The organism is Hymenobacter aerophilus DSM 13606 (assembly GCF_000382225.1).
GTDB classification, from domain to species: Bacteria; Bacteroidota; Bacteroidia; order Cytophagales; family Hymenobacteraceae; genus Hymenobacter; species Hymenobacter aerophilus.
In genome coordinates, this window is the sequence record NZ_KB907841.1 from 1 (window position 1) to 23,103 (window position 23,103).

The window sequence follows — 23,103 nt, forward strand, 5'->3', positions numbered from 1 at the left end:
AAGAAGTAGTGGCCGATGCGGCCTACGACAGTGATGCGTTGCGGGCCCTGATAGCGCAGGCAGGAGCCAAGGCGGTCATTAAGCCGAATCCACGGCGCAAGAACATGCCTCATTTCGACCCAGTGGCCTATCGGCAGCGACACCACATTGAGCAGACGTTCAGCAAAATGAAGCAATTTAGACGCTTAGCCACCCGCTACGATAAGCTGGACCGCACGTTTGACTCCTTTATCTGTCTACGAGTTATCACGCTCTACCTTAATTGAGAACAGCTCCTAGTCAGTGACCACTAGCTGGTCAGGCGGTTACCAGCACCTGCTGACCGGCCGCGCACCGGAGCATCTTGCCGTACTTCTTGCGGCCCTGCTGCAGCTGGGCCGGGGTCAGCTCGTGGACCCAGACGGCGGGCTCCTGGGGAGCGGGGCGCTAGTAGCGGGCGGGCGTCCAGTGGATGAGCTGCCCCTCGAAGACGGGGCCGTAGTGGTCCTGAAACCAGTTCAGCAGCGTCTCCGCGTTGGGGAATCCATCGTGGTGTGGTGGGCCAGCTGCTCTAACTCGGCCCCGAGGATGGGGCGCTCGTCGATGAACAGCTGCCGGCCGTCGAGGATGCGCAGGTGCTGGGTGCTGGTCACTGGGGCATCGGGGCGAAACGTTCGGCCAGTGACCTGGTCTTCGTTGAGGCAGAAGTGGATGAGCTGGCCGGTCTGCCAGCGGTGGCCCCGGCGGATGGTATGAATCTTGGTGCCGGCCTGAATTGGGGATGCAAATGCGGCGTCAAAACCGAGGAGCATAGGCGTGGCTGCTCGCGGCGTTCCGGGGGCAGTTAGGGCACGGGCGGGTAGCATTAGCCGCCCGAAGCGCTGTGCGGGAAGTTGCAGCCAATAAATGCTCGTGTTAGTTTAGCCGGGTGCTGCGGGCTAAGTAGAAGTGGCTTGGCCGAAGTGCTGCTGCAGGACCTGATTGACTTTGTCGCGGGTGAGGGGCTTGGTGAGGAAGCCGGCGATGGGCAGGTCCTGCATCTGCTCGACGTCGCGGGGGTTGAGGGAGGTGGTGAGCATGATGATGACGACCGACGGGTTTTGGCGTTCGGGCCGCTGGGCGTAGGCGTGCAGGAACTCAATGCCGTTCATCAGGGGCATCTTCAGGTCGAGCAGAATGAGGGCCGGGCAGGTGGGCGAGGCGGGCTGCTGGCAATGGGTGCGCAGCAGGTCGAGGGCCTGCCGGCCGTTTTGGGCCACCAGCACGGTGTCGGCCACGCCCAGGTGCTCGAGCAGGCGCTGGTTGAGAAAGTTGGTGGTGGCGTCGTCGTCGACGAGCAGGGTGCAGGAAATGGCGGCCATGAAGCGGGAGGGACGGGGGCAAAAGGAGCGGCGCTACGCGGCGGGGGCAGCGTGCGGGAGGTGGACGAAAAACGTGGTGCCGGCCCCGAGCCGGGAGTGGACTTCGACGCGCCCACCGGCGTTGTCGACGATGCGCTTGAGCATGAACAGGCCGATGCCGGTGCCCTCGACGTGGTCGTGGAAGCGCTGGAACATGGTGAACAGGCGCGGCAGGTGGTCGGGGTCGAAGCCCAGGCCGTTGTCGTGAACTTCGAGCACGGTGAAGCCCTCGCGCACGTAGGCCCGGACGTCGACGTGGGGGCGGCGGTCGGGGTGGCGGTACTTGAGGGCGTTGCTGAGCAGGTTGTAGACCACCGAGCGCAGGTTTTTCTCGGAGAAGCGGACGGCAGACCCCGCGCTGACGGCCACGGTCAGCTGAGCATTGCTTTCCCGCAGCTGCGGGGCCAGATCCTGGCGCACGCCCTCGACCACGGCGGCCAGGTTGACCAGGGTGATAGCGGGGGCATGCTCTTTCTGCAGCTTGCTGACCTCGGTGAGGTGGTCGATGGTGCGCTTGAAGCGGTCGACGGCGTCGAGCATGTGGCCGAGTACGGGGCCCACGGTAGGGCTCTCGGCTACGGCCGGCGGCAGTTCCAGCTGCAGCAGGTGCAGCAGGCCCTCGAGGTTGGAGATGGGGGCTTTGAGGTCGTGGCTGGCCGTGTAGATGAAGTTGTCCAGGTCGGCGTTGGTGCGCAGCAGCTGCTGGTTGGTGGTGCCCAACTCGGCGTTCAGGGCCTCGGCCTGGTCGCGGGACTTGCGCAGCTTTTTGGTCAGTTTTTGCAGGCCTAGCTCGGCCAGCTTCTGCTCGTGCACTTCCACCACGGTGCCCACGATGCCCGCGAACGCGCCATCGGGGCCGAAGCGCGGCAGGCCCCGGTCGATGGCCCAGCGGTACTTGCCGTCGCGGCGGCGCAGGCGGTAGAGAAACTCAAAGGGCACGCGGCGGTCGTTGGCGTCCAGAAAGGCGGTACCCGCGGCGTCGGCGTCATCGGGGTGCACGGCCTGCGTCCAGCCCAGGCCCAGGGCCTCGGCTTCGGTTTGGCCGGTGTAGGCGTACCACTGGGCATTGAGGTAGGTGCACTGCCCGTCGGGGTCGGTCACCCACAGCATGGCCGGGGTGTTGTCAGCCATCAGGCGGAAGGATTCTTCCCGGGCTTCCACCACCCGCCGGGCCGCCACCTGCTCGCTCACGTCGGTGACCACGCACACGATGCCTGTGACCTGGTGCTGGGCGTCGAACAACGGTTGGTACACAAAATTGTAGTAGCCGGGGGCGCCGGGCGGGTGGCGGAGCAGCTGAATGGCCTGCTCCTGGGCCACGTAGGGCGTGCCGGTGCGGCGCACCTCGGCCAGCAACTCGGGCAGGCCCTGGGCGCGCAGCTCGGGCATGACCTCAAAAAACGGGTGACCCACCAGCGCTTCGAGCGGGTGCCCGAGCATCTCGGCCATGGGCGGGTTGACGACGTCGAACACCGAGTTCTCGCCCCGGAACAAGCACACCGCCACCGGGGCCTGCGCAAACACTGCCTGGAGCTGCTCGCGCTGGGCCTCACGCTCTTGGCGGGCCAGCACCTGGTCGGTAACTTCGTAACAAAACACCAGGATGCCGTCAATCTGGCCGTGGACGTCGCGGGTGGCCTGGTAGGTATAGGTGATGAAGGTGTGCTCGAGCTGGCCGGAATTGGTGCGGTCCAGCACCACGGGCTCGTCGATGCCGTGGTAGGTTTCGCCGGTGCGGTACACGCGGTCGAGCCGGTCGAAAAACGGCTGGCCGGCAAACTCGGGAATGGCCTCGCGGTAGGGTTTGCCCACCAGCTCGCGGCCGCCGAAGATGGCGCGGAAGCCGTCGTTGGCCAGCTCCACCACGTGCTCGGGGCCGCGCAGGCTGGCAATCAGGGCGGGGGCTTCGGCCACCAGCTGGTGCAGGCGCTGGCGCTGGGCGTCGGTTTCGGCCTGGGCCTGGGCCAACTGCCGGGTACGGGCCTGCACGCGGGCTTCGAGCTCCTGGTTGAGCTGCTCCACCTGCTGGCGGGCGAGCACCTGCGCGGTGACATCGGTCGCGAAGGCCTGCACCCCCACGATGCGGCCGCAGCCGTCGCGGGCGGCCTGCACCGCAAAGGTGAAGTAGCGCAGCTCGCGCCGCCCCGACTGCGGGGGGTCGAGGTAGTACGGGGCTTCGGCGGCGTAGTAGGGCTCGCCCGTGCGGTAGGTGTGGTCGTAGAGCGCGGTGCCCTGGTAAGCGGAGTCGTCTTGGGTGGTGGCAACGGGCAGGGCCTCCAGGTAAGGCTTGCCCACCGGGTCGGGCACGCCAAACTGCTGGCGGAAGCCCTCGTTGGCAAACTCAATGACGTGCTGCGGGCCCATCAGGCTGAGCACAATACCGGGCGCCGCGTCCATAAACTCGTGCAGGCGCTGGCGCTGGGCGTCGGCATCGGCGCGGGCGGCTTGCTCGGCGGCCTGGCTTTCGCGCAGGGCTAGCTCGACGGCGCTACGGTTTTGGTCGGCCGTGTCGGTGAAGCTGACGACGAGCAGCTCGCCGCTGCGCCGGGCGGCCAGGCGGAAGAAGTTGTCGAGCCCGTCGGCCTGGTAGTTGACCTCGTGCAGGCCGGGGTACCCCTCGGCGTACGCGCGCCGGTAGTAAGCAAGGATGCCGGCGGCCATAGCCTCCGGAAAGCGGGTAAGCAGCGTGCCACCCGGGCGCTCGGCCAGGCCGGTCATGCGCTGGCCGGCGGGGTTGAGGTACTCGATGGCGAAATCAGTAATCTCCCCGGCGGGGTCATATACGGGGCGCAGCACGTTGACGCCCGTGAGCGAAACGTCGAGCAAGTCGCGCAGCGCGCTATCGGGAAAGGGCAACGGGGGTGGGGCGAGGGAACCGGAAGCCATGGGCAAGCGGAAAGAAAGCGGAATGAAGGGGCAACTTACCAAAAAGGGTGCGGGCAGCCGGTTGATAACCGGGAATACGCAAGCGGGGCTTTCGCGGCTGGCAGGGCCGGGAAATGTAACGAGCGGGCCAGGTGGTCTACCCGGGTTGGCGGGCAGCCGTTACAAGCCGTGGGCGAGGGTAAAGAGGATAGTGGCGCGGGTGCCGCGCAGGGCTTCGGCGGGCTGCTGGGCGTAGCACCGAAGCAGCTTGCCGTACTTCTTGCGGCCTTGCTGTAGCTGGGCCGGGGTCAGCTCGTGGACCCATACGGCGGGCTCCTGACCCTTCGGAGCACGTTTCTGCACGGCAATCAGGACGACGCGCTGGGCGCCCAGTACATCGGCGTAGAACGCGCCCTGCTGGTCGTAGCTGTATTTCTCCACTGTCTGTAGGAACTGGGCCAGGTCGCGGCAACTGGTGGTTTTGAAGTCTACCACCGTGCGGCGTAGCTTTTTGGAGCTGTCGATGAGCAAGTCGGGGCGGACTTTGACGAGCAGGCCGGTGGGCTCGTGGGTGGCGGTGAAGGTTTGTTCGGCCTGGCCGCGGCTGGAGTAGATGACGTGGCGGGGGTAGCGTTGGCGGCGGATGGCGGCGGCCAGCTGCCCGGCCTGCTGGTACTGCAACTCCTGCTTTCCCAACGGCAACAGTTCCCCGGCCTGCCGGTACTGGTCGGGCTCCAGGATGGCGCTGTGGAAATAGGAGCCGAAGGTTAGCGCGTCCTGGTTGAAGAATCGGGGCTGGCCCAGCAGCTCGGCGGCCAGGTTGCTGAGGTCGGTGTTGCTGATGGCCGGCAGGGCGCGGTACTCGGCCTGGGTGATGCTGGGGTGGTGCTGGAGGTTCTGGAACATGGGAAGTAAAAAAGTGGCCCCCTCCCCTGCTGGTGGGTTGGGGGCCGGGTGGTTACTGATGGGTTGCTTCGGCCTGCTGCTGGGGGTCGGGGGCGGCTTGCAGCTGCGCCTGGGGCTCGGGCTGGTAGCGGGCCGGCAGCCGGTAGCCCTGCACGATGCGGGTTTCGGCGGTGCCGGTCAGGGTTTCCTCGCGGTACAAATCGAAGTCCTCGGCGAACTCGCGCAAGGCCTGCACCTGAGCCGGGTCGGCGGGTACGTAGCTGAACTCGGCGATATAGTAGGTGGCGGGCTTGCCGTCCTTCTCCGTCTGCTTCTTGCTGGGCGTGACGGTGAGCAGCACCTCGTTCAGATTCAGGTCGTCGTAAAACAGCTCGGCGTTGAGCTTCTGCAGGTTCTCGACGCTGTAGCCGTGAAAGAGCACGGCACAGATATGACCGGCAGGGTCAGCAAAGTAGATTTCGGCCCACGTCTTGCGGCCCATGTTGAGAATGTTGTCGGTGAAGATGCGGAGGGCCATCGGGACAAAGCTGATGGACTTGCCGAGCACCGTCTGGCCGTTGACGTTGAACACGCCCGCTTTCAGGTCGGCCCGGATTTGCTTGGGGTGGCCGGGCAGGTAGCGGAAGCGGGGCGTTTCGGTCAGGTCGCCGGTGTCCTCGTCCACGGTCTGCACCATGTAGGCGCGGCTGGGCTGGTGGGGGTTGGCCGTTTCAGTAGCGGCGGGTGCGGCCTTAGCGGCGGCGGGTTTGGTGGTGGTGGCCATGTTGGCGGGGGTTGGGGAAAATGGTGGGGCCACTTGTCGGCGGGGCCCCTGGGCCGTGTTATTGGGCGTCTCCGGCGTCGCGGAAAGTCAGTTCCCAGCCGGCGGTGCGTAGCTCGTGCAGCACTTCGACGGCGAAGAATCGGGGGCCCCGGTCGTTGAAGCCTCTATCCTGGAGGTATTCGGCCGCCGTGGCGTAGCCGGCAAACTCGGCCGCGTTGCCGATGGCCGTTTCGAGTGCGTCGGTGTGTTCCTTTACTTTTGACATGGTGCTGGTGGATGCGGGGCCGGCGTTGCTGCGCCGGCCCCTGGTGGATTACTGGACTGGTGCGGGGGTGATGATGAGGCGGCCGGCCTGCACTTCGACGCTGGCGACGGTGCCGGGGGCGAAGCCGGCGGCCTCCAGCCAATGGCCCGACAGCATGAGTTTGGCGGTGGCTACAAAGCCCCAGCGGCGGGCCCGGTGGCGGTACTCTATTTTGATGTGGCGTTGCATGGCGGGGCTATTTGAAGGGGCCGGGAGGGGTTGAGGCAAGCGCGGCGCACGCGGCGAGCAGCGGCTGCATAAAGGGCTCGGACAGTAGCGGCCGGGCGGCTAACTCTTCGAGGCGGGCGGCGCAAGCGGCGAGGCGCTGCTGGAGACTGAGGCCCTGCAGGCTGGCGGCCCAGGTGCCGGCCCCGCTGGTGGGGGCCGGTGCTACGGGGGCGGACGGGCTACACATGAGCGAGGCGGCGGGCTACGCGGTGGCGGCGGGCGCGGCAGGTGAAGGAAGGGCCGGCCGGCACCCCGCAAAGGGCGGCGGCGGTGCGGGCGATGGTGCGCTGGGCCTGGTAGCGGCAAACCGGAACTCCGGCGGCGGCAGCGGCCGCAATGGCGGCGGCAACGGCCTCGAAAGGGCAGGTACCGCAAACCGGCCCCATGAACATAGCCCCGCCCACCGAGTAGGTAACCGAGTAGTAAACCGCTAGATGGCCCTGGGCCAGCAGGCAGGAGCTGGCGGAGGCTTGCACAATGGCGGCGGGCCCGGACCAGGCGGCGGCGGCAAACTGGGAAAACTGCTGGGGGGTGAACATGGCGTGTAGGATGTAGGCCAACTGCGCCGGGGGCCTCTCCCCCATTGCTTATACTAATATACGTATAATTGTGGGTAATAAATACATGATAAAGTAAAATTATACGAAATAAAAGCTTACGATTATAGGTATTATTGTTGTATATTGTGTAATGAGAAATGTGCAAATTCAGATAGGAGTAGTAGGCAGCCGCGCCTTGGCCGAGTGCCCGGCCCTGCTGGCCCGCCTAGATGCGCTACACCGGGCCGGCGAGGTGGCGGGAATAGTGAGCGGGGGCGCTACGGGAGTAGATGAGCTGGCCGCCCGCTGGGCCATGCGCAACCTGGTGCCGCTGACCGAGTACCGGCCCGACTACGCTGCCCACGGCCCCGCCGCGCCGCTGGTGCGCAACGGACTGATAGTGGCCGCTGCCGACCTGCTGCTGGTGTGCTGGGACGGGGTGAGTACCGGCACCCTGGACAGTGCCCGGAAGGCGGCCCGGCTGGGGCTGGCGGTAGAATGGCTAGCGGCCCCGACCCCCAGTGCGGCCCCGGTGGCGGGCGGGCTGGGCCTGTAGCGCCGGGGCGGGGGCGGGTGGCCGGCAGCGAAGCCCGCCAACGGCCCACCACGCGAGGCAAGCCCCTGACCCGCCCGATGCTGCCCGGCTGCCTAAACGTGGCACCTTACCGCCCCGCCGACGCTGTGGCGGGCTGCCTGACCGGCGGGCGACAGAACACCTTGAAAGCCTCGGCCGGGGGTTTGGGGGCCAGCCTTGAGGCCCCCGGTGCGCGGCGAAGCCCGCACACTATCCGCGAAGCGGGCCTTGAACCGGGATGCTGGGCGAAGCCTGAGCATGATAGCGCCGCCAGGAGTCGGCAGGCGGCTTTGGGGGCTGGGGGTGCCGGGGCCGCGGGCGGCGCGGGGCCGGCGGCTGAAAACACCGGAGTAACCCCTGGGGCCGAATACTACAGATGGGCCGCCGGGGCCGCTTCAAGCCGCTGTGGGGTCGTGGTGGGTGGGTACGGCCGCCGACGCCCGCTTGGGATGTGGTGACTGGAGGGAGCCAGCGGCCCTGCGAATTGGCGGAGGAAACCGGTGCGGGGGCTGGCGTCAGGTCCTGTTGCGTGCTAAAGCCGGCTGACCGTAGGGAGGCGGGCGGTGGGTTAGCGTCGGAGGGCTGGTGGCTGACCAAAGGGAAGCGGCCGGAACCGGGGGCAGTAGAGTCAGGAGCAGGTGCGGGGGTGAGAGGCTGGCCGACCAGCGGGAGGCGGGCCGGGGGTGGGTTTCGGTAGCGGAGGGTGGGGGCCTTTTTCCGGCCCCGGCCTGGAGCGTGGAACGACATCGGGGCGGGAGTATCAATTGAATCGGGGGGATGCAGGAGCCCGTGCGCAGCACCGCAGCGAAGCGGAGCCCTGGACAGCACGGGCCGAAGGCAGCGCCCAACTTATAATAATCCAGCTTATAGAACCGATAAAACCGGCTCTGCTCAGGACTGATTGAGTTGTATTCTGGTAAAATTGGCTGATCTTGCTTACTTTAGTATGCGTTCAACTTTACATACTGAACCATGCCGCGATTTATCACTTCCGATTCACCCCCGCGCCGGGCCGTGGTGCTCAGCCCCCGGCAGGCCAACCGCGAGGCGGCCCGGCTGGCGGAAGCCGTGGACCATCTGGCCGCTGCTTACGCGCAGGCCGTGCGGCGCTGGATGGGCGACCCGGTGCTGCGGCTGGTGGGCCGGCCCATCATTACGGAGTGCTACCGGAGTCCGGAGCGGCAGAATGAGCTGTACGCGCAGGGGCGCACGAAACCGGGGCTTGTCGTGACCTACAAGCGCGGGGGGCAGTCGAACCATAACCTGGGGCCTCCTACCCCAGCGCTGGATGTGGCGTTTCTGCTGGCCGATGGCTCAGTGTCGTGGTCGGCGCTGCTACTCTCCAAGTTTGCGCGGCTGGTGAAGTACGCCGATGCGCGGGTCCGGTGGGGCGGCGACTGGAAGATGCTGGACCGGCCGCACTTCGAGGTTCCGCCGGGAGCGGTGAAGGGAGGGCCGGGCCATGAATAGCGTGTTCGAGCACTGGGGCGTGCTGACGTCGGTGGTGGCCGGGGCGGTGGCGGTGCTGCTGTACTTCGTGCGCAACTGGCGGGTGGTGGAGGAACTGAAGGCCAACTGCACGGCCAATCAGCAGAAGGCTGAGGCCCTGACCCTGCGGGTGGATGAGTACCACGTTTCGGCGGTGGCGCGCGAGGAAAAGCTGCGGCTGGAGATGAGCAAGCAGGCCGAGGCCATCCGCACGGAGGCGTTGCAGCAGCGCACCGAGATACGCAAGGAGATGCTGGAGCTGGTGATGAAGCTGAGCGAAAAGCTAACGCACATCGACAAGACCCTGGCCCTGGTGGATGAGCGCACCAAGACGCTGAGCGACTTCACTAAAGATCAGCAGAAGCGCAACGAATGGGCCGACCGGATTCTGGCCCGCCTGGACGATAGATGAGTTGTCAGTTGTCGGTTGTCAGTTGTCAGGCTGTTCAGCATTACCGGCAACTAACAACTGGCCACTGACAACTGACAACTGACAATCAACTAACCACTACTACCATGTCGAACAAACTCAGTATTACCGACCGGCTGACGTTGCCCACGCCCCGGTTCTTTCGCAAGGTGCGGTCTATCTCGGTGGCCGTGGGGGCGGTGGGTGCTATTCTGGTGGCGGCCCCGGCCCTGCTGCCGGCGGGGCTGGTTACGCTCGGGAGCTACCTGGTGCTGGCCGGCAGTATCGGGGCGGCCGTGTCGAGTACGGCGGTGCAGCCGGGGGAGCAGGCCGCGGAGGCCCAGGGGCGCAAGGAGTTGATGGGCGGGTCGTCGGCCGAGTCGTTGTAGGGGCTTTGCGGATAGCCGTAGAAACAAACAGCCCCGGCCGGTGTGAGGTCGGGGCTGTTTTGGTTTTGGTAAAGTGGTCGTGGATTAGCGCGCTGAAAGCAGCCGCCAGTTAGCGGGTTGGGCGGTTAACCGGCCCCGAATATTCTACCGATATTGTGCCCCTAAGCTGCGCGCCGGGGCTGGCACGCCCCAGGAGGCGTGTTGGAGGGCCGGGGCAGCCCCGTATATTTTCAGGATACTATAGCCGGCTCCGGCCAGGCACCCTTAGCGACCAATGGTTAACGAAGCACAGATTGAATACGGCTTTATCGGCGACCTGCAGCGCCTCAAGTACACCAACCGCCCCGATATCCGAGACCGGGCGGCGCTGGAAGCCAACTTCCGGGAGAAGTTTGAGGCCCTGAACCGGGTGACGCTGTCCGATGCCGAGTTCAGCCGGCTGCGGGACGAGATGGTGAGTGCCGATGTGTTTCAGGCATCGAAGACGCTGCGCCAGCCCAACACCTTTGTGCGAGAAGACGGTACGCCGCTGCACTACACGCTGGTGAACCTGAAGGACTGGTGCAAGAACGACTTTGAGGTGGTAAGCCAGCTGCGCATCAACACCCACAACAGCCACCACCGCTACGACGTGCTGCTGCTGCTCAACGGGCTGCCGCTGGTGCAGATTGAGCTGAAAACCCTGCAGGTGTCGCCGCGCGTGGCCATGAAGCAGATTGTGGACTACAAGGCCGACCCCGGCAACGGCTACACCCACACGCTGCTGTGCTTCGTGCAGCTGTTTATCGTATCCAACCGCAGCAACACCTACTACTTCGCCAACAACCGAGGAGAACTGCGTGGAGCAGAACACCAACACCGGGGCGCTGGTGCGGCGGCTGCTCTCGACCGACTACGCCGACAAGGTTATCGTGACCACCATCCAGAAGCTGGGGCTGGCCCTCGACCCGCGGCACCACCAGGACTACCAGAGCCAGCTGGCGCCGCTGCGCGACAAGCGCGTGGTGCTCATTTTTGACGAGTGCCACCGCTCCCAGTTCGGCGAAAACCACCAGGCCATCAAGGAGTTTTTCCCGAAGGCCCAGCTGTTCGGCTTCACCGGCACGCCCATTTTTGAGGACAACGCCAACTACACCCAGATAGACGGGCAGGAAGCCTCGTACCGCACCACCGAGGACATTTTCCAGCAGCGGCTGCACGCCTACACCATTACGCACGCCATTGAGGACAAGAACGTGCTGCGCTTCCACATCGACTATTTTAAGTCGGGTGGCAAGGCCGACGGGCAGGCGGCCCCCAAGGCCGGCACCGCCCCGGCCCGGCAGGCGGTGGTCGATTCGATTCTGGCCAAGCACGACGCGGCGACGCTGCAGCGCCGCTTTAATGCGGTGCTGGCCACCCAGAGTATCAACGACGCCGTGGCCTACTACCAGCTGCTGCGCCAGACCCAGGCCGAGCGGCAGGCCCAGGACCCCGACTTCCGGCCCCTGCACATTGCCTGCGTGTTTTCGCCACCTGCCGAGGGCAACGCCGACGTGCGCCAGATTCAGGAGGACCTGCCCCAGGAAAAGCAGGACAACCAGCAGGACCCCGACGGCAAGAAGGCGGCCCTCAAAGGCATCATTGCCGACTACAACCAGCAGTACGGCACCAACCACAGCATAGCCGAGTTCGACCAGTACTACCAGGACGTACAGCAGCGCATCAAGGCCCAGAAGTGGCCGGTGGCCGACTACCCCCGCGCCCAGCGCATCGATATTACCATTGTGGTGGACATGCTGCTCACGGGCTTCGACTCCAAGTACCTCAACACGCTGTACGTGGACAAGAACCTGAAGCACCACGGGCTGATTCAGGCGTTTTCGCGCACCAACCGGGTGCTCAACGACACCAAGCCCTACGGCAACGTGCTGGATTTCCGGCAGCAGCAGGGGGCCGTGGACGCGGCCATCGGGCTGTTTTCGGGCCTGGAAAACAAGCAGGACCCCAAGGAAATCTGGCTCGTGGACCCCGCCCCGGTGGTGCTGGCCCGCTACGAGGCGGCCGTGCAGCAGCTCGACACCTTTATGCAGGGCCAGGGCCTGCCCACGGCGCCCGAGGAAATAGCCAACCTGAAGGGCGACGCCGCCCGCGGGCAGTTCATCGAGAAGTTCAAGGAGGTGCAGCGCCTGCGCACCCAGCTCGACCAGTACACCGACCTGGGCGCGCCCGAGCAGCAGCAGCTCGAAACGCTGCTGCCCACCGACGATTTGCGCGCCTTCCGGAGCCAGTACCTGGAAACGGCCAGGCGCCTGCGCGACCAGCAGGGCCGGGGCACCGGCCCGGGCGACGGCGACCCCGGCGCGGGGCAGCAGCTCGACTTCGAGTTCGTGCTCTTCGCCTCGGCCCTGATTGACTACGACTACATTATGGGCCTGATGGCGGCCAGCACCGCGCCGGGCCCGCCCAAAAAGCAGAAGATGACCCGCGAGCAGGTGATTGACCTGCTGATGTCGAGCGCCAACCTGACGGACGACGCCGACGACCTGCGGGCCTATTTCCGGCAGCTGCCCACCGACCGCCCCTACAGCCCCGAGGAGATACGAGCGGGCTTTGCTGCCTACCAGGCCGCCCAGACGGCGGCCGCCCAGGCGGCGCTGGCCACCCGGCACGGCCTGGCCCCGGCGGCCCTCACGGCCTTCGTGGAGGGGATATTGCGCCGGATGATTTTCGATGGCGAGGCCCTGGGCGACCTGCTGGCCCCGCTGGGCCTGGGCTGGAAAACCCGCGCCGCTAAAGAACAGGCGCTGATGGCCGAGCTGATTCCCCTACTGAAGAAAATGGCCCCCGGCCGCGACATATCCGGACTGAAAACCTATGAGTAACGAAACGAAAAAAACGGCCCTGCCCAAGCTGCGGTTTCCCGAGTTCCGCGAGGCGGGAGCGTGGGAAGCACTCACTTTGAAAGAAATCAGCGACCCAATCACCGAAAAGGTTGGTAAGCTGGTATTACCACCTGTAAGTATATCAGCAGGTACAGGTTTTGTATTGCAAGCCGATAAATTTGGCCGTGATATATCAGGTGCGCAATACAAAAACTACACTTTATTAAGAAAAGGTGATATTTCCTATAACAAGGGTAACTCTAAGACATTTCCACAGGGATGCGTTTACCAGTTGAAGGAATTTGAACAGGTTGCTGCCCCAAACGTCTTTATTAGCTTCCGATTTAAAAAGGGTTTCATTGCTGGATTTTACAAGGGATACTTTGACAATAACTTTCATGGGGAACAATTGCAAAACTTTATTACAAGCGGCGCTCGTAGTAATGGGCTGCTCAATATCAGTAGTAAAAGCTTTTTTAGCATCACACTGCCAACACCTGTTGATATTGCAGAACAGAAAAAAATAGCCGCCACCCTTTCCTCCCTCGACGACCTGCTCACCGCGCAAAGCGCCCAGCTGGCGGCCCTGCAAGCCCACAAGCGGGGCCTGCTGCAGGGGCTCTTTCCCGCCGAAAGGGAAACGGTGCCCAAGCTGCGGTTTCCCGAGTTTCAGCAGGCGCCGGAGTGGGAGGAGAAGACGTTGGGGGAGGTTTGCAAAATGCAAGCTGGAAAATTCGTTGCTGCTTCAAACATTCACGATAATAATCAGGCTGATTTATTTCCGTGTTATGGCGGAAACGGTTTGCGCGGCTATACAAAGACTTTCACGAACGATGGGCGTTATTCTCTTGTCGGAAGGCAGGGCGCGCTATGCGGAAATGTGATGCTTGCAACCGGAAAATTTCACGCAACAGAACACGCTGTTGTTACAACACCAAAGGCGGCAGTTGATACTGATTGGCTTTACTACTTGCTTGTTGTTCTAAACTTAAATAAGTATTCAACTGGTGCAGCACAGCCTGGGCTTTCGGTGCAAAATTTAGAAAAGGTCGAAATCAAGATTCCAACTATGGAAACTGAACAACGACAAATAGCCGACTGCCTTACCTCTCTCGACAACCGCATCACCGCGCAAACGCAAAAAATCGAAGCCCTCAAACTTCATAAAAAAGGGCTAATGCAGGGCCTGTTTCCCGCTGCCGCCGAACCTGCTGCCTGAGCAACCCGACTGTCATGCTGAGCATGTGGCGCATTGAGCCAGGGTGCGGAGCCGTAGTCGAAGCATCTCGCGTGCTTCGTTGGGTCGGTTGCGCAACGTCAGCACGCGAGATGCTTCGACTACGCTCCGCTTCGCTCAGCATGACGTTCTTTTTTCTGCTTGGCATAACGTTCTGACGTTCTTATAACACCGTTTCCCCCACCAATGAGCAACCAACAAAGCCAACAACTCGGCCGCACCCTCTGGGCCATTGCCGACCAGCTGCGCGGCGCCATGAACGCCGACGACTTCCGCGACTACATGCTGTCGTTCCTGTTCCTGCGCTACCTCTCCGACAACTACGAAACCGCCGCCCGCCGGGAGCTGGGTGCCGACTACCCCCAGCTGCCCCCCACCGACCCGCGCGCCCCGCTGGCCGTGTGGTACGCCCAGAACGCCGATGACGTGCCCGCCTTCGAGCAGCTCATGCGCCGCCGCGTGCACTACGTGATTGAGCCCCGGCACCTGTGGAGCCACATTGCCGAGCTGGCCCGCACCCAGCACCCGGAGCTGCTCAAGACCCTGGGCGAAGGCTTCCAGTTCATCGAGGAAGAATCGTTCGACAGCACCTTCCAGGGGTTGTTTTCCGAAATCAACCTCAGCTCCGACAAGCTGGGGCGCACCTACGCCGAGCGCAACGCCAAGCTGTGCAGCATCATCCAGAAAATCTCGGAAGGCATCCGCGACTTCTCCACCGACGCCGACACGCTGGGCGACGCCTACGAGTACCTCATCGGGCAGTTTGCGGCCGGGGGCGGCAAGAAGGCCGGCGAGTTCTACACTCCCCAGCCCATCTCCACCATCCTCTCCGACATTGTGGTGCTCGACAGCCAGAACCCGGCCGCCGGCAAGCGCGAAAAGCTGGAGCGGGTGCTCGACATCACCTGCGGCTCGGGCTCGCTGCTGCTCAACGTGCGCAAGCAGATGGGCCCGCACGGCATCGGCAAGATTTACGGCCAGGAGCAGAACATCACCACCTACAACCTGGCGCGCATGAACATGCTGCTGCACGGCGTGAAGGACACCGAGTTCGAAATCCACCACGGCGACTCGCTCAAAAACGACTGGGACCTGCTGAATGAGCCCAACCCGGCCAAGAAGGTGGCCTTCGACGCCATTGTGGCCAACCCGCCCTTCTCGTACCGCTGGGAGCCCACCGACGCGCTGGCCGAAGACTTCCGCTTCAAGAGCCACGGCCTGGCCCCCAAGTCGGCCGCCGACTTTGCCTTTCTGCTGCACGCCTTCCACTTCCTGAGCGCCGAGGGCACGATGGCCATCATCCTGCCCCACGGCGTGCTGTTCCGGGGCGGGGCCGAGGAGCGCATCCGCACCAAGCTGCTCAAGGACGGCCACATCGACACGGTTATCGGTCTGCCGGCCAACCTGTTTTTCAGCACCGGCATCCCCGTCTGCATCCTGGTGCTCAAGAAGTGCAAGAAGCCCGACGACGTGCTGTTCATCAACGCCGCCGACCACTTCGAGAAGGGCAAGAAGCAGAACTTCCTGCGCCAGTCCGACATCGACAAGATAGTGGGCACCTACCGGGAGCGGAGCGAGGAAGAGCGGTATGCCCGCCGCGTGCCCATGCCGGAGGTGGAGGCCAACGGCTACAACCTCAACATCTCGCGCTACGTGAGCACGGCCACGGCGGCCGAGGAAATCGACCTGCAGGCCGTGCACCAGCAGCTGGTGGCCCTGGAGGCCCAGGCCGCCGAGGCCGCGGCCCGGCACAATGCGTTTCTGGCGGAGTTGGGGCTGCCGCTGATTTAGCGGGGGGGCGTTGGGCCTCATCCCTGCCCCCCTGGTGCCGCCGGCTACTTATGCGCGGCGACAGTGGGCGGTGAGCGGTATCAGCACTGAGCGTTTTGTATCGTCACGTATCGTCACGAAAAGCCTCTTCCTGGACATAGGAAGAGGCTTTTTTGTGATAATCCTTTCGTCACGCTATCGTCATCCTTTCGTCACTGGCCCGAGTTGCCAGCTGCTGTTACGCTTTGGAAGGCCGTTGCTGTTGCGAGGCTTCCAAGCGGTCTGCTCTTTTAGGGCAAGCGCCGGAGATGGCGACGGCCTGGCCACATCTCCAGTAGGGGGTTGCTAGCGTTATGTCGCTTCTCTGGGGCTGGCAAACAGGGAAGTGGGTACGTTTTGGGCAGTTTGGTTTACTGCCGCGGGGGCCACCACCTTTTCGGCAGGACGGACAGCGCTATTGGTTGGTCAGCCTCAGCAGATGACGGTTTGCCGTCAGAATCGGGACGCCCTCAAACCTGAAATCCTTGTCGTGGGTGACGATGGTATGCTGATGGTGCTGGCAGAAGCGCACGTAATAGAAGTCATTGAAATCAGCAATGGCCGGAATACGCTCCAGCATCTGCCACACATCTACTTCGTCTACCGAATCGGACACAATGCTGATGTAGTCCTGGTAGGCAATAAACTGATAGGTGAAATTATCGCGCTGCTGGCGGAAATGAGCGGTGCCCCGGTAGTTGTCTTTGAACGTCCACCCCCGGGTGTCTGCTCCTGTTCGCTCCTGCTCCTTTTTGTGCACCCTGAACCCGGCTTGCAGATAGGCGTTAAGGGTTTCGGCAATCAGTAGGCTGGTGGCTACAATCACGGGAGTGGTGCCATCAGAGAGTTCGGTAAGCTTCGCCCAGAATTCCAGGTAGGGCTTCGCATCAGGCGTAGGGGCTCCTTCGATGATATAGAACCACACGTTGGCGTCAAAAAAATAAAGCCGGCCAAGGGCCGGCTCTACCGTGCGAATGTCGCTGATGTCGAAGCTCATTAGGCGTAGACTGCTTCCGTCAGGGCATTGTCGTACTGGGCGCAATAGGCAGCGTCGAGGGCTTTGCGCCGGATTTGGTCGAGCATGTTCTCGACAATGGCCGTGCGGTGGGCATCGGGGGCGAGGTTGCTGAAGGTAACGTACTGGGCGCGCGCCTGACGCTCGGCTCCTTCGGGTACATGCAGCAGGAAGCGACCCCAGGCAGCGTTGAGGAAGGCGGAAGTAATGAGGTTAATGTCGGCGAAGGAAACTTCGACCTGGCGGTGCTGGAGCCAGGCAGCTTCGAGCTGCTCGGCCAGCAAACGGCCATCTTTATCGAGGATGGCGTTGGCTTTGCCGATAAGGTCGCGGACAACGATTTTAGTATTCGTCATGGAGCGCGCGAAATAATAGTGAGATGAAACGACCTACAGGGTAGTGCAAATCCCGTGCTAATGGGGGGCAAAGGTAGTAACTTACCTGAAGATAGCCAGGGATACGGAAAGACGCAAGAAAAAATAAATCAGCCTGAATTGCTAATTTATTTAGGACAGGGTAGTTTAATATTAACGATGCTGCCTTGAAAGGGTTCAATAAGCTGGCAGGAATCGGGGCAGAGGCTGCTCCAGAACGCATTGCCGCTGATAATCTGCAATTCGCCCCGCTGCTGGCAGCAGTACTGGTGGAGCTTACTGAGGCCGTGGCCCCCGACCACACCGTAGTACCCTTCCTCTTTCGGGCGGGTGGTGTGGCCGGCCTCCAAGGCCCACTGAATAGCGGCTGTGTGGCTGGTAATGGCGGCGTTGTGTTGCTGAATAGGCTTGAGGTAGCCTACGCCAAGGTCGACGAGGGAGAAGTGCAGCTTTTGTTTAGAAGGATAATACTGCCCACAAGTAAACAGCGGGTTGGTGGTATTGGCGTGCAGGCTGACGTTGGTGAACACCTCATTGAAGCTGAGCATCATGTCGGAGCGCAGGTTGGGATGCAGCTGCAGCTTAGCATGCGCCAGGAGTTGCTGGTCGATATAGTCGTTGAACCCTTCGTCCTCTTCCGCGTCGAACCTCCGGAGCCGGATAGCCGTGCCGTAGCCATCGGTGAGTTGCACGTTGAGATTGTCACTGAAGCCGTTGCGGGCCAGGATGGAGAACCGGCCGCGCAAGTCCGCCGAATCGAAGGTAAAGTCGAGGTGACGGGTTTGGTGGAGGCGGTGCATCATAGCACCGAATACAGCACTTAAATTAGCATCCAGCCACTGTAAGCGCTGCAAATCGACGGCGATGCTGCAGCCCTGATACTGCTGGCAGCTTTGCTCAAACTCGACCAGTTTGGTTAGCCCCTGGTGCGCCGTTCTGATATCACCAGTAAGGGATACACGCACTTGTTGGTCAGTCTGCATCATTCGCCACCGGTAAGCATGAACCACAAAAATAACCTTGCGGCTATGTGGTAGCTAATCAGGTTGGTATTGTTTGGCAAGAGAGTTTTGCTAAAGGCTGTTCCGCGCCCAGCGCTTAGCGTAGCCGATAGCGACGCAACAATCGGCGAGCCTAAGGCCCCTGTTCGGAATACTCATCGGCTTTGGTTGGTTTACGGATGGTATGGAGCGGGCTCCTCGTAGGTGGCTGTAGGGCCTGGCAGTTCTGTTGGGTAAGGTAGTGCGGAGGTATTGTTGACTGTGGACAGATGCAGGCCGCGGCGCTCAAACGATTGCACGAAGCCGGCGAAGCTGTGGGCCACGAAGGGCAGGCCACCAGCTGCTTTGAGCTGGTTGAGGAAAGTTATCTGCTCGTCGCGGAGCCGGTCGCGGCCGGCTTTTACTTCCACTCCCAGGAATAGGCCATCAGCGCGGCGGAAGCCCAGGATGTCGGGGACGCCTCGAGGGGAGTTGGGATGGGGGCGCCAGCGGTTGGTGTTTGCCCCGTAGGGGTCTCTCGTACTCGCCCCGGTTAGCTTCGCTGTCCTTCGGTTGGGCTGGCTCCAGGCTTCGTAGCCGTGGGCATCGAGGTAGGCCAGGATGCTGCGGGTGATGCACTGGGCGGCGAGCGTGTCGTGGTCGTATTCGAAAGGCAGCTGGGGCATGGGGCCGGGGGCTAGCGGTTGGGTTGGCGGTACTGCTCGGCCAGGCGGCGGTCTTCGGCGCGGTGGCGCTTGTCGATTTGCTTCTGGGCCTCGGGGCTGGGTTTCCAATCCGTCCGGCTCTTGCGGTGAGTGGCCTGGCGGGCCTCGGTGCGCTGCTGCTCGGCCTGCGCGGGGTCGAGGAGCCCCCGCTTCAGTTTGCCCTTGATGATGCTGAGCTTCTGACGGATGCTGCCGGCGTTGGGGTGGGCGGCGGGTATTTGCTGGGCCACATTCGTCAGCATCTTCGGGGCGGCCTCACCCAACAGCTTCACTTGCTCGGTTTCGGTCCCTGCGCCCTGGGCCTTGCGGTCGTGGTGGGCGCTTTCGAGGTAGAGGGCTTTTTTGTCGAAGTAGGTGTTGATGATTTCGTAGATGGTGGCTACATCGAGGCTGCTGTAGTAGGTTTTGAGGGTGCCGCCGGTGCGGGCCTCTTTCAGGGCCAGCATGATATCCTTGATGCTGTCGTGGGTGTAGGTCAGGGCCAGGTGTTCGGCGGCTTCCATCAGGTCGGCAGCGTCGGGCTTGTGCTCGGCGCGCACGGAATCCACGAAGGCGCGTAGGATGGCTACCAGCAGCTTGATGACGCTGCGCTCCCCGATGGTCCGCTTGAGCTGGAACAGCTTGGGGGCGGCCAGGGCCACGGACTTGGTGAGGCCCATGCTCATATCGGCCAGCAGCTCGCGGATGGCGGGGGTGGTGCTGTGGGCCAGCTCCCTAATCCCAGCGGCTTGTACGATAGCCAGTATCTGGCCCTCCGGGGTGGCCGTGGGAGTTGCCAGCGCCGAACTGTGGGGCTGGTGCTGGGGCGAGTTTGAGACGGTTATCTTCAGCATCGTTGAGCATAAATCGTTTGGCGGTGGCTACCCAGTCGGCGCGGCGGGGAGGCTCGCCGGTTTTCTTGTCGCGCCAGATGTTGACTTTCTCGTGGTAGAAATTCAGGTCGGCCAGTTCGTAGTCGGTGCCCTGGAAGGCGGCAGTGAAGGCCTGCTTGTCGTAGATGGCCGACTCCTGGAAGGTGGCTTCGGGCAGCTTGCGCCGGCCGGCCCTGGGCTTGTGGGTATCCTCGGTGTTCTGGGCGGTGGCGGCTGCCTGGATTTTCCCGGCCTGCCCCCCTTTTTGCTTTGGCGCGCCCCGCTCTACTCGCGGCGTCTTTTTGGAGGCTGCGCTTGCGGCCGGTACCGGCTCGTGTGAGGTAGTGCTGCCGTCGAGGACTTCCGCACTTGAAAGCCCCTCCCCTTCCAAGACCTCTATTTTTTTTTGTGGACCACCCCCACTCCTGTTTTCTACTACACTGTTTACATCTTTTGTTTTACCATATAAGGAGGCTTGGGCCACTTCTGGCCCCGATAAACCGTTTACCGCGGCCACTTCTGGCCTAAGCGCTTGGGCCACTTCCGGCCCTGGTAACGGGTTTTTATCGGGGCCACTTTTGACCCTGATAGCGGCGTTTACCGGGGTCACTTCTGGCCCCGATAAATCGGTAAGCGAACAGCTGCTCCGCTCGTGCCTGGACCGGCTGGGCTGGTAGGCAATCAGGCCCCAGGCGGTTAGTTCGCGCAGCGCGTCGCGGTAGGTGTGGCGGCTGCCGATATGAGCGGCCTGCATGAGTTGCTGGTGGTCGAGGTCGAGGCAGGCGGGGAAGCGGGCGGCGTTCCAGTCGAAAAACAGGGCCCAATACAGGCTGACGTGGTGGGGCCGGGCGTCGGGCTGGTGGGTCAGACGCTCGTGGGCGGTGCGCGTGTGCTGCACATAGTTCATGGGGCCGGCCCTACGCTGCGTCTTCGGCTACTACCTGCCGGGCTTTCCTGGGGGCCCGGGGCTGTCGCTCCGGCTTGGCCTGGGGCTGCTCGACGGGCATGTCGTCCTGGATGGTTTCGCTCGGCAGCTCGGTCGTGGCCTGCTGCTCGGGCTCCTGGTTGAACATCTTGAGCTGGCGGCCGACCTCGCTGCATTTGCCGCGCAGGGCCGCTTCCACCTCATCGAGGACGTGCTCCATCAACTGCTCCAGAGCCTCGGTGTGGGGGTAGCGCCAGGCATCGGACTCCTCGAACTGTTCGGAGGGGTCGGTGAAACTGACGTACTGGGCTGTCATGTTAAGCACCTTGCCGTTTTCGAGCTTGCGGAAGCCCATGAGCGTAACGCCGCCTTTGGCCCCGGCAATGATGCCGGTTACGCCGTAGCTGTCGAACCCGGCGGGCAAATCATCCCGGTCCTCGGTGGGCCAGTAGTTGGGGCCTTCTTCGAGCTGTTCGGTGAGCAGGCAGAAGTGCGGGACGAGGCGGGCGAAGGCCTGCTCCAAGTCGGGGTGGACGGGCTCGGTGCCCTGCATAGTAAACTCGCGGGGCTTGCTTTCCAGGTCGAGCTGTTCGGTGAACTCGGCGGCCAGCAGCTGCTTTTTGACGGTTGCTTTGGTGATTTGGATAACGGACTTCTGGGCCTGTGGCCCGACGATGGTGGCTAGTTCGGTGCTCATGGCTTTGTGGGCGTGAGAGGGTGGCTGAAAATGACAGTGCGGCAGGGTGGGCTAACTGGCCGGGCTGGTGGCCCGGGCGTAGCGGCGGGGGTACTTGTCGAGGCTGGAGCGGCGGAAGCCCCAATCCCGGTCGTTGAGGCGCACGCCCGGCAGGCGGCCGGCGCGGCGGGCCCGTAGCAGGGCGTCGACGGACAAGCCGATATAAACGGCGGCCTGGGCGGTGCTCATCACCACGTCGGGCGGGGGCGGTGGGGCCTGGCGGGCGGCTTCGGCGGATTCCAGCTGGGTCAGGCGGGCGGTGAGATTGTCCCACTCGGCCGCGGGGACGATGTAGGCGGCTTGCATGACTACTGGCCAGCTAGTTTCTCAGCGCGGGCCTCCAGGGCGGCCGTGCGGGCTTTGGTGGCCTCGGCCGCGTCGAGAATGGCCTCGACCAGCTCAGGCTTCTTGCTGCGGCCCTTCACCACCTCGTACAGGGCCCCGCGGGTTACATCAGTACCCTTTTCGGCCAGGGCCTCCTGGGCGTCTTTCAGCACGGTGTGGTTGCGGGGCAAGGTATCGAGTACCCGCTGCAACAGGGTTCTTTCTTTTGCTTCTTCGGCCATAGTTGTAGGTATTATGTGGGTAAATGTGTATGTTTGTATTACGCAGGCGGCAAATACGCTCACTAACATAGGCATAAAGTTGCGGGTATCAAGCAACCTAATACCCATAAAAATGGATAAAAAGGCAACTGTAACCACCAGAATCAACGAATTACTGCAACACTACGGCCTGAATGCCAATAGTGTAACGCAGAAACTTGGCTATAATACCAATAGTAAGATGTATAAAATCTTATCGGGTACGGAGCCAAGTTTTCCCACACTTGTAGATATTCTGGATGCCTTCCCGGAGGTGTCGCCCGCTTGGCTGGTAATGGGCCGCGGCACGATGCTGGAATCCGAGGTCCGCCCTGCTGCCGCGCTACGTGCCAAGCCAGCGCTTAGTCAGTCGGTCGTGAACAACGGCGGGGTGTTGGTGGTGACCGTGGACAAGGACGGCGTGGACAACGTGGAGCTGGTGCCGGTAGCGGCTCAGGCGGGCTACACGCTGCAGCACAACGAGGCCGTGTTCGTGCAGGACCTGCCGCGCTACCGGCTGCCGCACTTCGAGCAGGGCAAGTTCCGGGCCTTCGAGGTGGCCGGCGATTCGATGACGCCCACGCTCAATCACAACGACGTGGTGGTGTGCTCGCTCGTCGATAACTGGCGGCTGCTGGTACCCGATGATATGTATGTGGTGGTGACGGCGGAAGCCGTGATGCTTAAGCGCATCCGGACGCGGATAACGGACCTGGATGCCGAGGTAATCCTGCACTCGGACAACCCCCACCGGCGGCCCTACCCGCTGGACGTGAAGGACATTATGGAGCTGTGGCGGGTGCGCGGCTACCTCTCCACTTTCCTGCCGAGCGCGCCCGACGTGACGGCGGAACGGCTGTGGGATGTCATCGAGGCGCTGGGCTATGATAAGAACGAGGTCCGGCGGCACCTGGACGAAGATGCAACCCCTGACGCTACCCTATAGGAAAACCCGGCTGCTTGCGGACACGCAAGCAGCTGTAAATAAATAGTTTACCGAGTGCTCTGGCGAGATGGTGAGGTTCCAATAAGAGGCTCACGTATTCCTTACCGGAGCACCCGGAAAACAGCCCCTCACGTCGTGTAGGCCGTTTTCCGGGTTTTTTGCGTCCGGGGGTTTCGGTGTTCCTGGGTGCGTTTCTTTCAACTCTGGGTGGGA

The 23,103-nt window shown here is 62.9% G+C and carries 27 protein-coding genes and 1 pseudogene; 10 read left to right on the top strand and 18 right to left on the bottom strand.

Annotated features, from left to right (window positions below; translation table 11 throughout):
* The coding region (locus H145_RS0118330) for an IS5/IS1182 family transposase (protein WP_019949616.1) at nucleotides 1–266 on the top strand (266 nt) is incomplete at its 5' end.
* Nucleotides 267–497: 231 nt separating this feature from the next.
* Here the strand turns inward: H145_RS0118330 and H145_RS0118335 are convergent.
* From H145_RS0118335 to H145_RS24355, 9 genes are all read right to left on the bottom strand, one after another.
* Nucleotides 498–791 (bottom strand): hypothetical protein, encoded by a 294-nt coding sequence (locus tag H145_RS0118335; RefSeq protein WP_019949617.1) that lies wholly within the window; start codon nucleotides 789–791, stop codon nucleotides 498–500.
* Between the two features lie 126 nt (nucleotides 792–917).
* Entirely contained in the window at nucleotides 918–1,340 is a 423-nt protein-coding gene (locus tag H145_RS0118340) for a response regulator (protein ID WP_019949618.1), read from the bottom strand.
* Between the two features lie 33 nt (nucleotides 1,341–1,373).
* A complete protein-coding gene (locus H145_RS0118345) occupies nucleotides 1,374–4,265 on the bottom strand; it encodes a PAS domain-containing sensor histidine kinase (RefSeq protein ID WP_083937846.1) in 2,892 nt (963 codons plus the stop codon).
* Between the two features lie 159 nt (nucleotides 4,266–4,424).
* Complete coding sequence (locus tag H145_RS0118350; RefSeq protein WP_019949620.1) at nucleotides 4,425–5,150, bottom strand: PD-(D/E)XK nuclease-like domain-containing protein; 726 nt, start codon at nucleotides 5,148–5,150, stop codon at nucleotides 4,425–4,427.
* A gap of 52 nt (nucleotides 5,151–5,202) precedes the next feature.
* Nucleotides 5,203–5,913, bottom strand: coding sequence for a hypothetical protein (locus H145_RS0118355; protein ID WP_019949621.1), 711 nt, complete (start codon nucleotides 5,911–5,913; stop codon nucleotides 5,203–5,205).
* Between the two features lie 58 nt (nucleotides 5,914–5,971).
* On the bottom strand, nucleotides 5,972–6,178 hold the full coding sequence (locus H145_RS0118360; RefSeq protein ID WP_019949622.1) for a hypothetical protein: 207 nt from the start codon (nucleotides 6,176–6,178) through the stop codon (nucleotides 5,972–5,974).
* Nucleotides 6,179–6,226: 48 nt separating this feature from the next.
* Nucleotides 6,227–6,406 carry a SymE family type I addiction module toxin gene (locus H145_RS22045; RefSeq protein ID WP_019949623.1) on the bottom strand — a complete coding sequence of 60 codons (180 nt, stop codon included), beginning with the start codon at nucleotides 6,404–6,406 and terminating at the stop codon, nucleotides 6,227–6,229.
* Nucleotides 6,407–6,413: 7 nt separating this feature from the next.
* Nucleotides 6,414–6,632 carry a hypothetical protein gene (locus H145_RS24350; RefSeq protein WP_019949624.1) on the bottom strand — a complete coding sequence of 73 codons (219 nt, stop codon included), beginning with the start codon at nucleotides 6,630–6,632 and terminating at the stop codon, nucleotides 6,414–6,416.
* Nucleotides 6,625–6,984: a hypothetical protein gene (locus H145_RS24355; RefSeq protein ID WP_019949625.1), complete on the bottom strand. Its 360-nt coding sequence runs from the start codon at nucleotides 6,982–6,984 to the stop codon at nucleotides 6,625–6,627. Before H145_RS24355 ends, H145_RS24350 begins: the two co-directional genes overlap by 8 nt.
* A gap of 160 nt (nucleotides 6,985–7,144) precedes the next feature.
* Here H145_RS24355 and H145_RS22050 point away from each other — a divergent pair, with 160 nt between their 5' ends.
* The 8 genes and pseudogenes from H145_RS22050 (at nucleotide 7,145) to H145_RS0118410 (ending at nucleotide 15,736) form a co-directional block, all read left to right on the top strand.
* Entirely contained in the window at nucleotides 7,145–7,540 is a 396-nt protein-coding gene (locus H145_RS22050; protein ID WP_071595243.1) for an SLOG family protein, read from the top strand.
* Between the two features lie 990 nt (nucleotides 7,541–8,530).
* The gene (locus tag H145_RS22055) at nucleotides 8,531–9,028 is read left to right on the top strand and encodes a M15 family metallopeptidase (RefSeq protein WP_019949627.1); all 498 of its coding nucleotides are present in this window, start codon (nucleotides 8,531–8,533) and stop codon (nucleotides 9,026–9,028) included.
* A complete protein-coding gene (locus H145_RS0118390; RefSeq protein ID WP_019949628.1) occupies nucleotides 9,021–9,458 on the top strand; it encodes a hypothetical protein in 438 nt (145 codons plus the stop codon). Before H145_RS22055 ends, H145_RS0118390 begins: the two co-directional genes overlap by 8 nt.
* A 104-nt stretch (nucleotides 9,459–9,562) precedes the next feature.
* Nucleotides 9,563–9,844 carry a hypothetical protein gene (locus H145_RS22060; RefSeq protein WP_019949629.1) on the top strand — a complete coding sequence of 94 codons (282 nt, stop codon included), beginning with the start codon at nucleotides 9,563–9,565 and terminating at the stop codon, nucleotides 9,842–9,844.
* Between the two features lie 274 nt (nucleotides 9,845–10,118).
* Nucleotides 10,119–10,619 (top strand): annotated as a pseudogene (locus H145_RS24835) (type I restriction endonuclease); the annotation flags it as partial.
* Nucleotides 10,620–10,683: 64 nt separating this feature from the next.
* Nucleotides 10,684–12,708 (top strand): type I restriction endonuclease subunit R, EcoR124 family, encoded by a 2,025-nt coding sequence (locus H145_RS22305; RefSeq protein ID WP_240471728.1) that lies wholly within the window; start codon nucleotides 10,684–10,686, stop codon nucleotides 12,706–12,708.
* Nucleotides 12,701–13,927, top strand: coding sequence for a restriction endonuclease subunit S (locus H145_RS0118405; protein ID WP_026351622.1), 1,227 nt, complete (start codon nucleotides 12,701–12,703; stop codon nucleotides 13,925–13,927). Before H145_RS22305 ends, H145_RS0118405 begins: the two co-directional genes overlap by 8 nt.
* A 204-nt stretch (nucleotides 13,928–14,131) precedes the next feature.
* The gene (locus H145_RS0118410; RefSeq protein WP_019949631.1) at nucleotides 14,132–15,736 is read left to right on the top strand and encodes a type I restriction-modification system subunit M; all 1,605 of its coding nucleotides are present in this window, start codon (nucleotides 14,132–14,134) and stop codon (nucleotides 15,734–15,736) included.
* Nucleotides 15,737–16,169: 433 nt separating this feature from the next.
* Here H145_RS0118410 and H145_RS0118415 read toward each other — a convergent pair whose 3' ends face one another.
* From H145_RS0118415 to H145_RS0118455, 9 genes are all read right to left on the bottom strand, one after another.
* On the bottom strand, nucleotides 16,170–16,751 hold the full coding sequence (locus tag H145_RS0118415) for a PIN domain-containing protein (RefSeq protein WP_019949632.1): 582 nt from the start codon (nucleotides 16,749–16,751) through the stop codon (nucleotides 16,170–16,172).
* The gene (locus tag H145_RS0118420; protein ID WP_019949633.1) at nucleotides 16,751–17,125 is read right to left on the bottom strand and encodes an STAS-like domain-containing protein; all 375 of its coding nucleotides are present in this window, start codon (nucleotides 17,123–17,125) and stop codon (nucleotides 16,751–16,753) included. Before H145_RS0118420 ends, H145_RS0118415 begins: the two co-directional genes overlap by 1 nt.
* A gap of 146 nt (nucleotides 17,126–17,271) precedes the next feature.
* On the bottom strand, nucleotides 17,272–18,129 hold the full coding sequence (locus H145_RS0118425) for a hypothetical protein (protein WP_019949634.1): 858 nt from the start codon (nucleotides 18,127–18,129) through the stop codon (nucleotides 17,272–17,274).
* Between the two features lie 188 nt (nucleotides 18,130–18,317).
* Nucleotides 18,318–18,809 carry a VRR-NUC domain-containing protein gene (locus H145_RS22070; RefSeq protein WP_019949635.1) on the bottom strand — a complete coding sequence of 164 codons (492 nt, stop codon included), beginning with the start codon at nucleotides 18,807–18,809 and terminating at the stop codon, nucleotides 18,318–18,320.
* An 11-nt stretch (nucleotides 18,810–18,820) separates the two neighbouring features.
* Complete coding sequence (locus tag H145_RS0118435; protein WP_240471729.1) at nucleotides 18,821–19,681, bottom strand: hypothetical protein; 861 nt, start codon at nucleotides 19,679–19,681, stop codon at nucleotides 18,821–18,823.
* Complete coding sequence (locus tag H145_RS23075; RefSeq protein ID WP_019949637.1) at nucleotides 19,563–20,606, bottom strand: hypothetical protein; 1,044 nt, start codon at nucleotides 20,604–20,606, stop codon at nucleotides 19,563–19,565. The genes H145_RS0118435 and H145_RS23075 overlap by 119 nt, the downstream gene beginning before the upstream one ends.
* Nucleotides 20,607–20,616: 10 nt before the next feature.
* Nucleotides 20,617–21,321: a hypothetical protein gene (locus H145_RS0118445; RefSeq protein WP_019949638.1), complete on the bottom strand. Its 705-nt coding sequence runs from the start codon at nucleotides 21,319–21,321 to the stop codon at nucleotides 20,617–20,619.
* 51 nt (nucleotides 21,322–21,372) lie between these two features.
* Nucleotides 21,373–21,666 carry a helix-turn-helix domain-containing protein gene (locus H145_RS0118450; protein WP_019949639.1) on the bottom strand — a complete coding sequence of 98 codons (294 nt, stop codon included), beginning with the start codon at nucleotides 21,664–21,666 and terminating at the stop codon, nucleotides 21,373–21,375.
* A gap of 2 nt (nucleotides 21,667–21,668) precedes the next feature.
* Complete coding sequence (locus H145_RS0118455) at nucleotides 21,669–21,926, bottom strand: hypothetical protein (protein ID WP_019949640.1); 258 nt, start codon at nucleotides 21,924–21,926, stop codon at nucleotides 21,669–21,671.
* Between the two features lie 220 nt (nucleotides 21,927–22,146).
* On the opposite strand from H145_RS0118455, the gene H145_RS22080 reads away from it, so the two are divergent.
* Nucleotides 22,147–22,890 (top strand): S24 family peptidase, encoded by a 744-nt coding sequence (locus H145_RS22080; protein ID WP_240471730.1) that lies wholly within the window; start codon nucleotides 22,147–22,149, stop codon nucleotides 22,888–22,890.
* Nucleotides 22,891–23,103 lie beyond the last annotated feature (213 nt).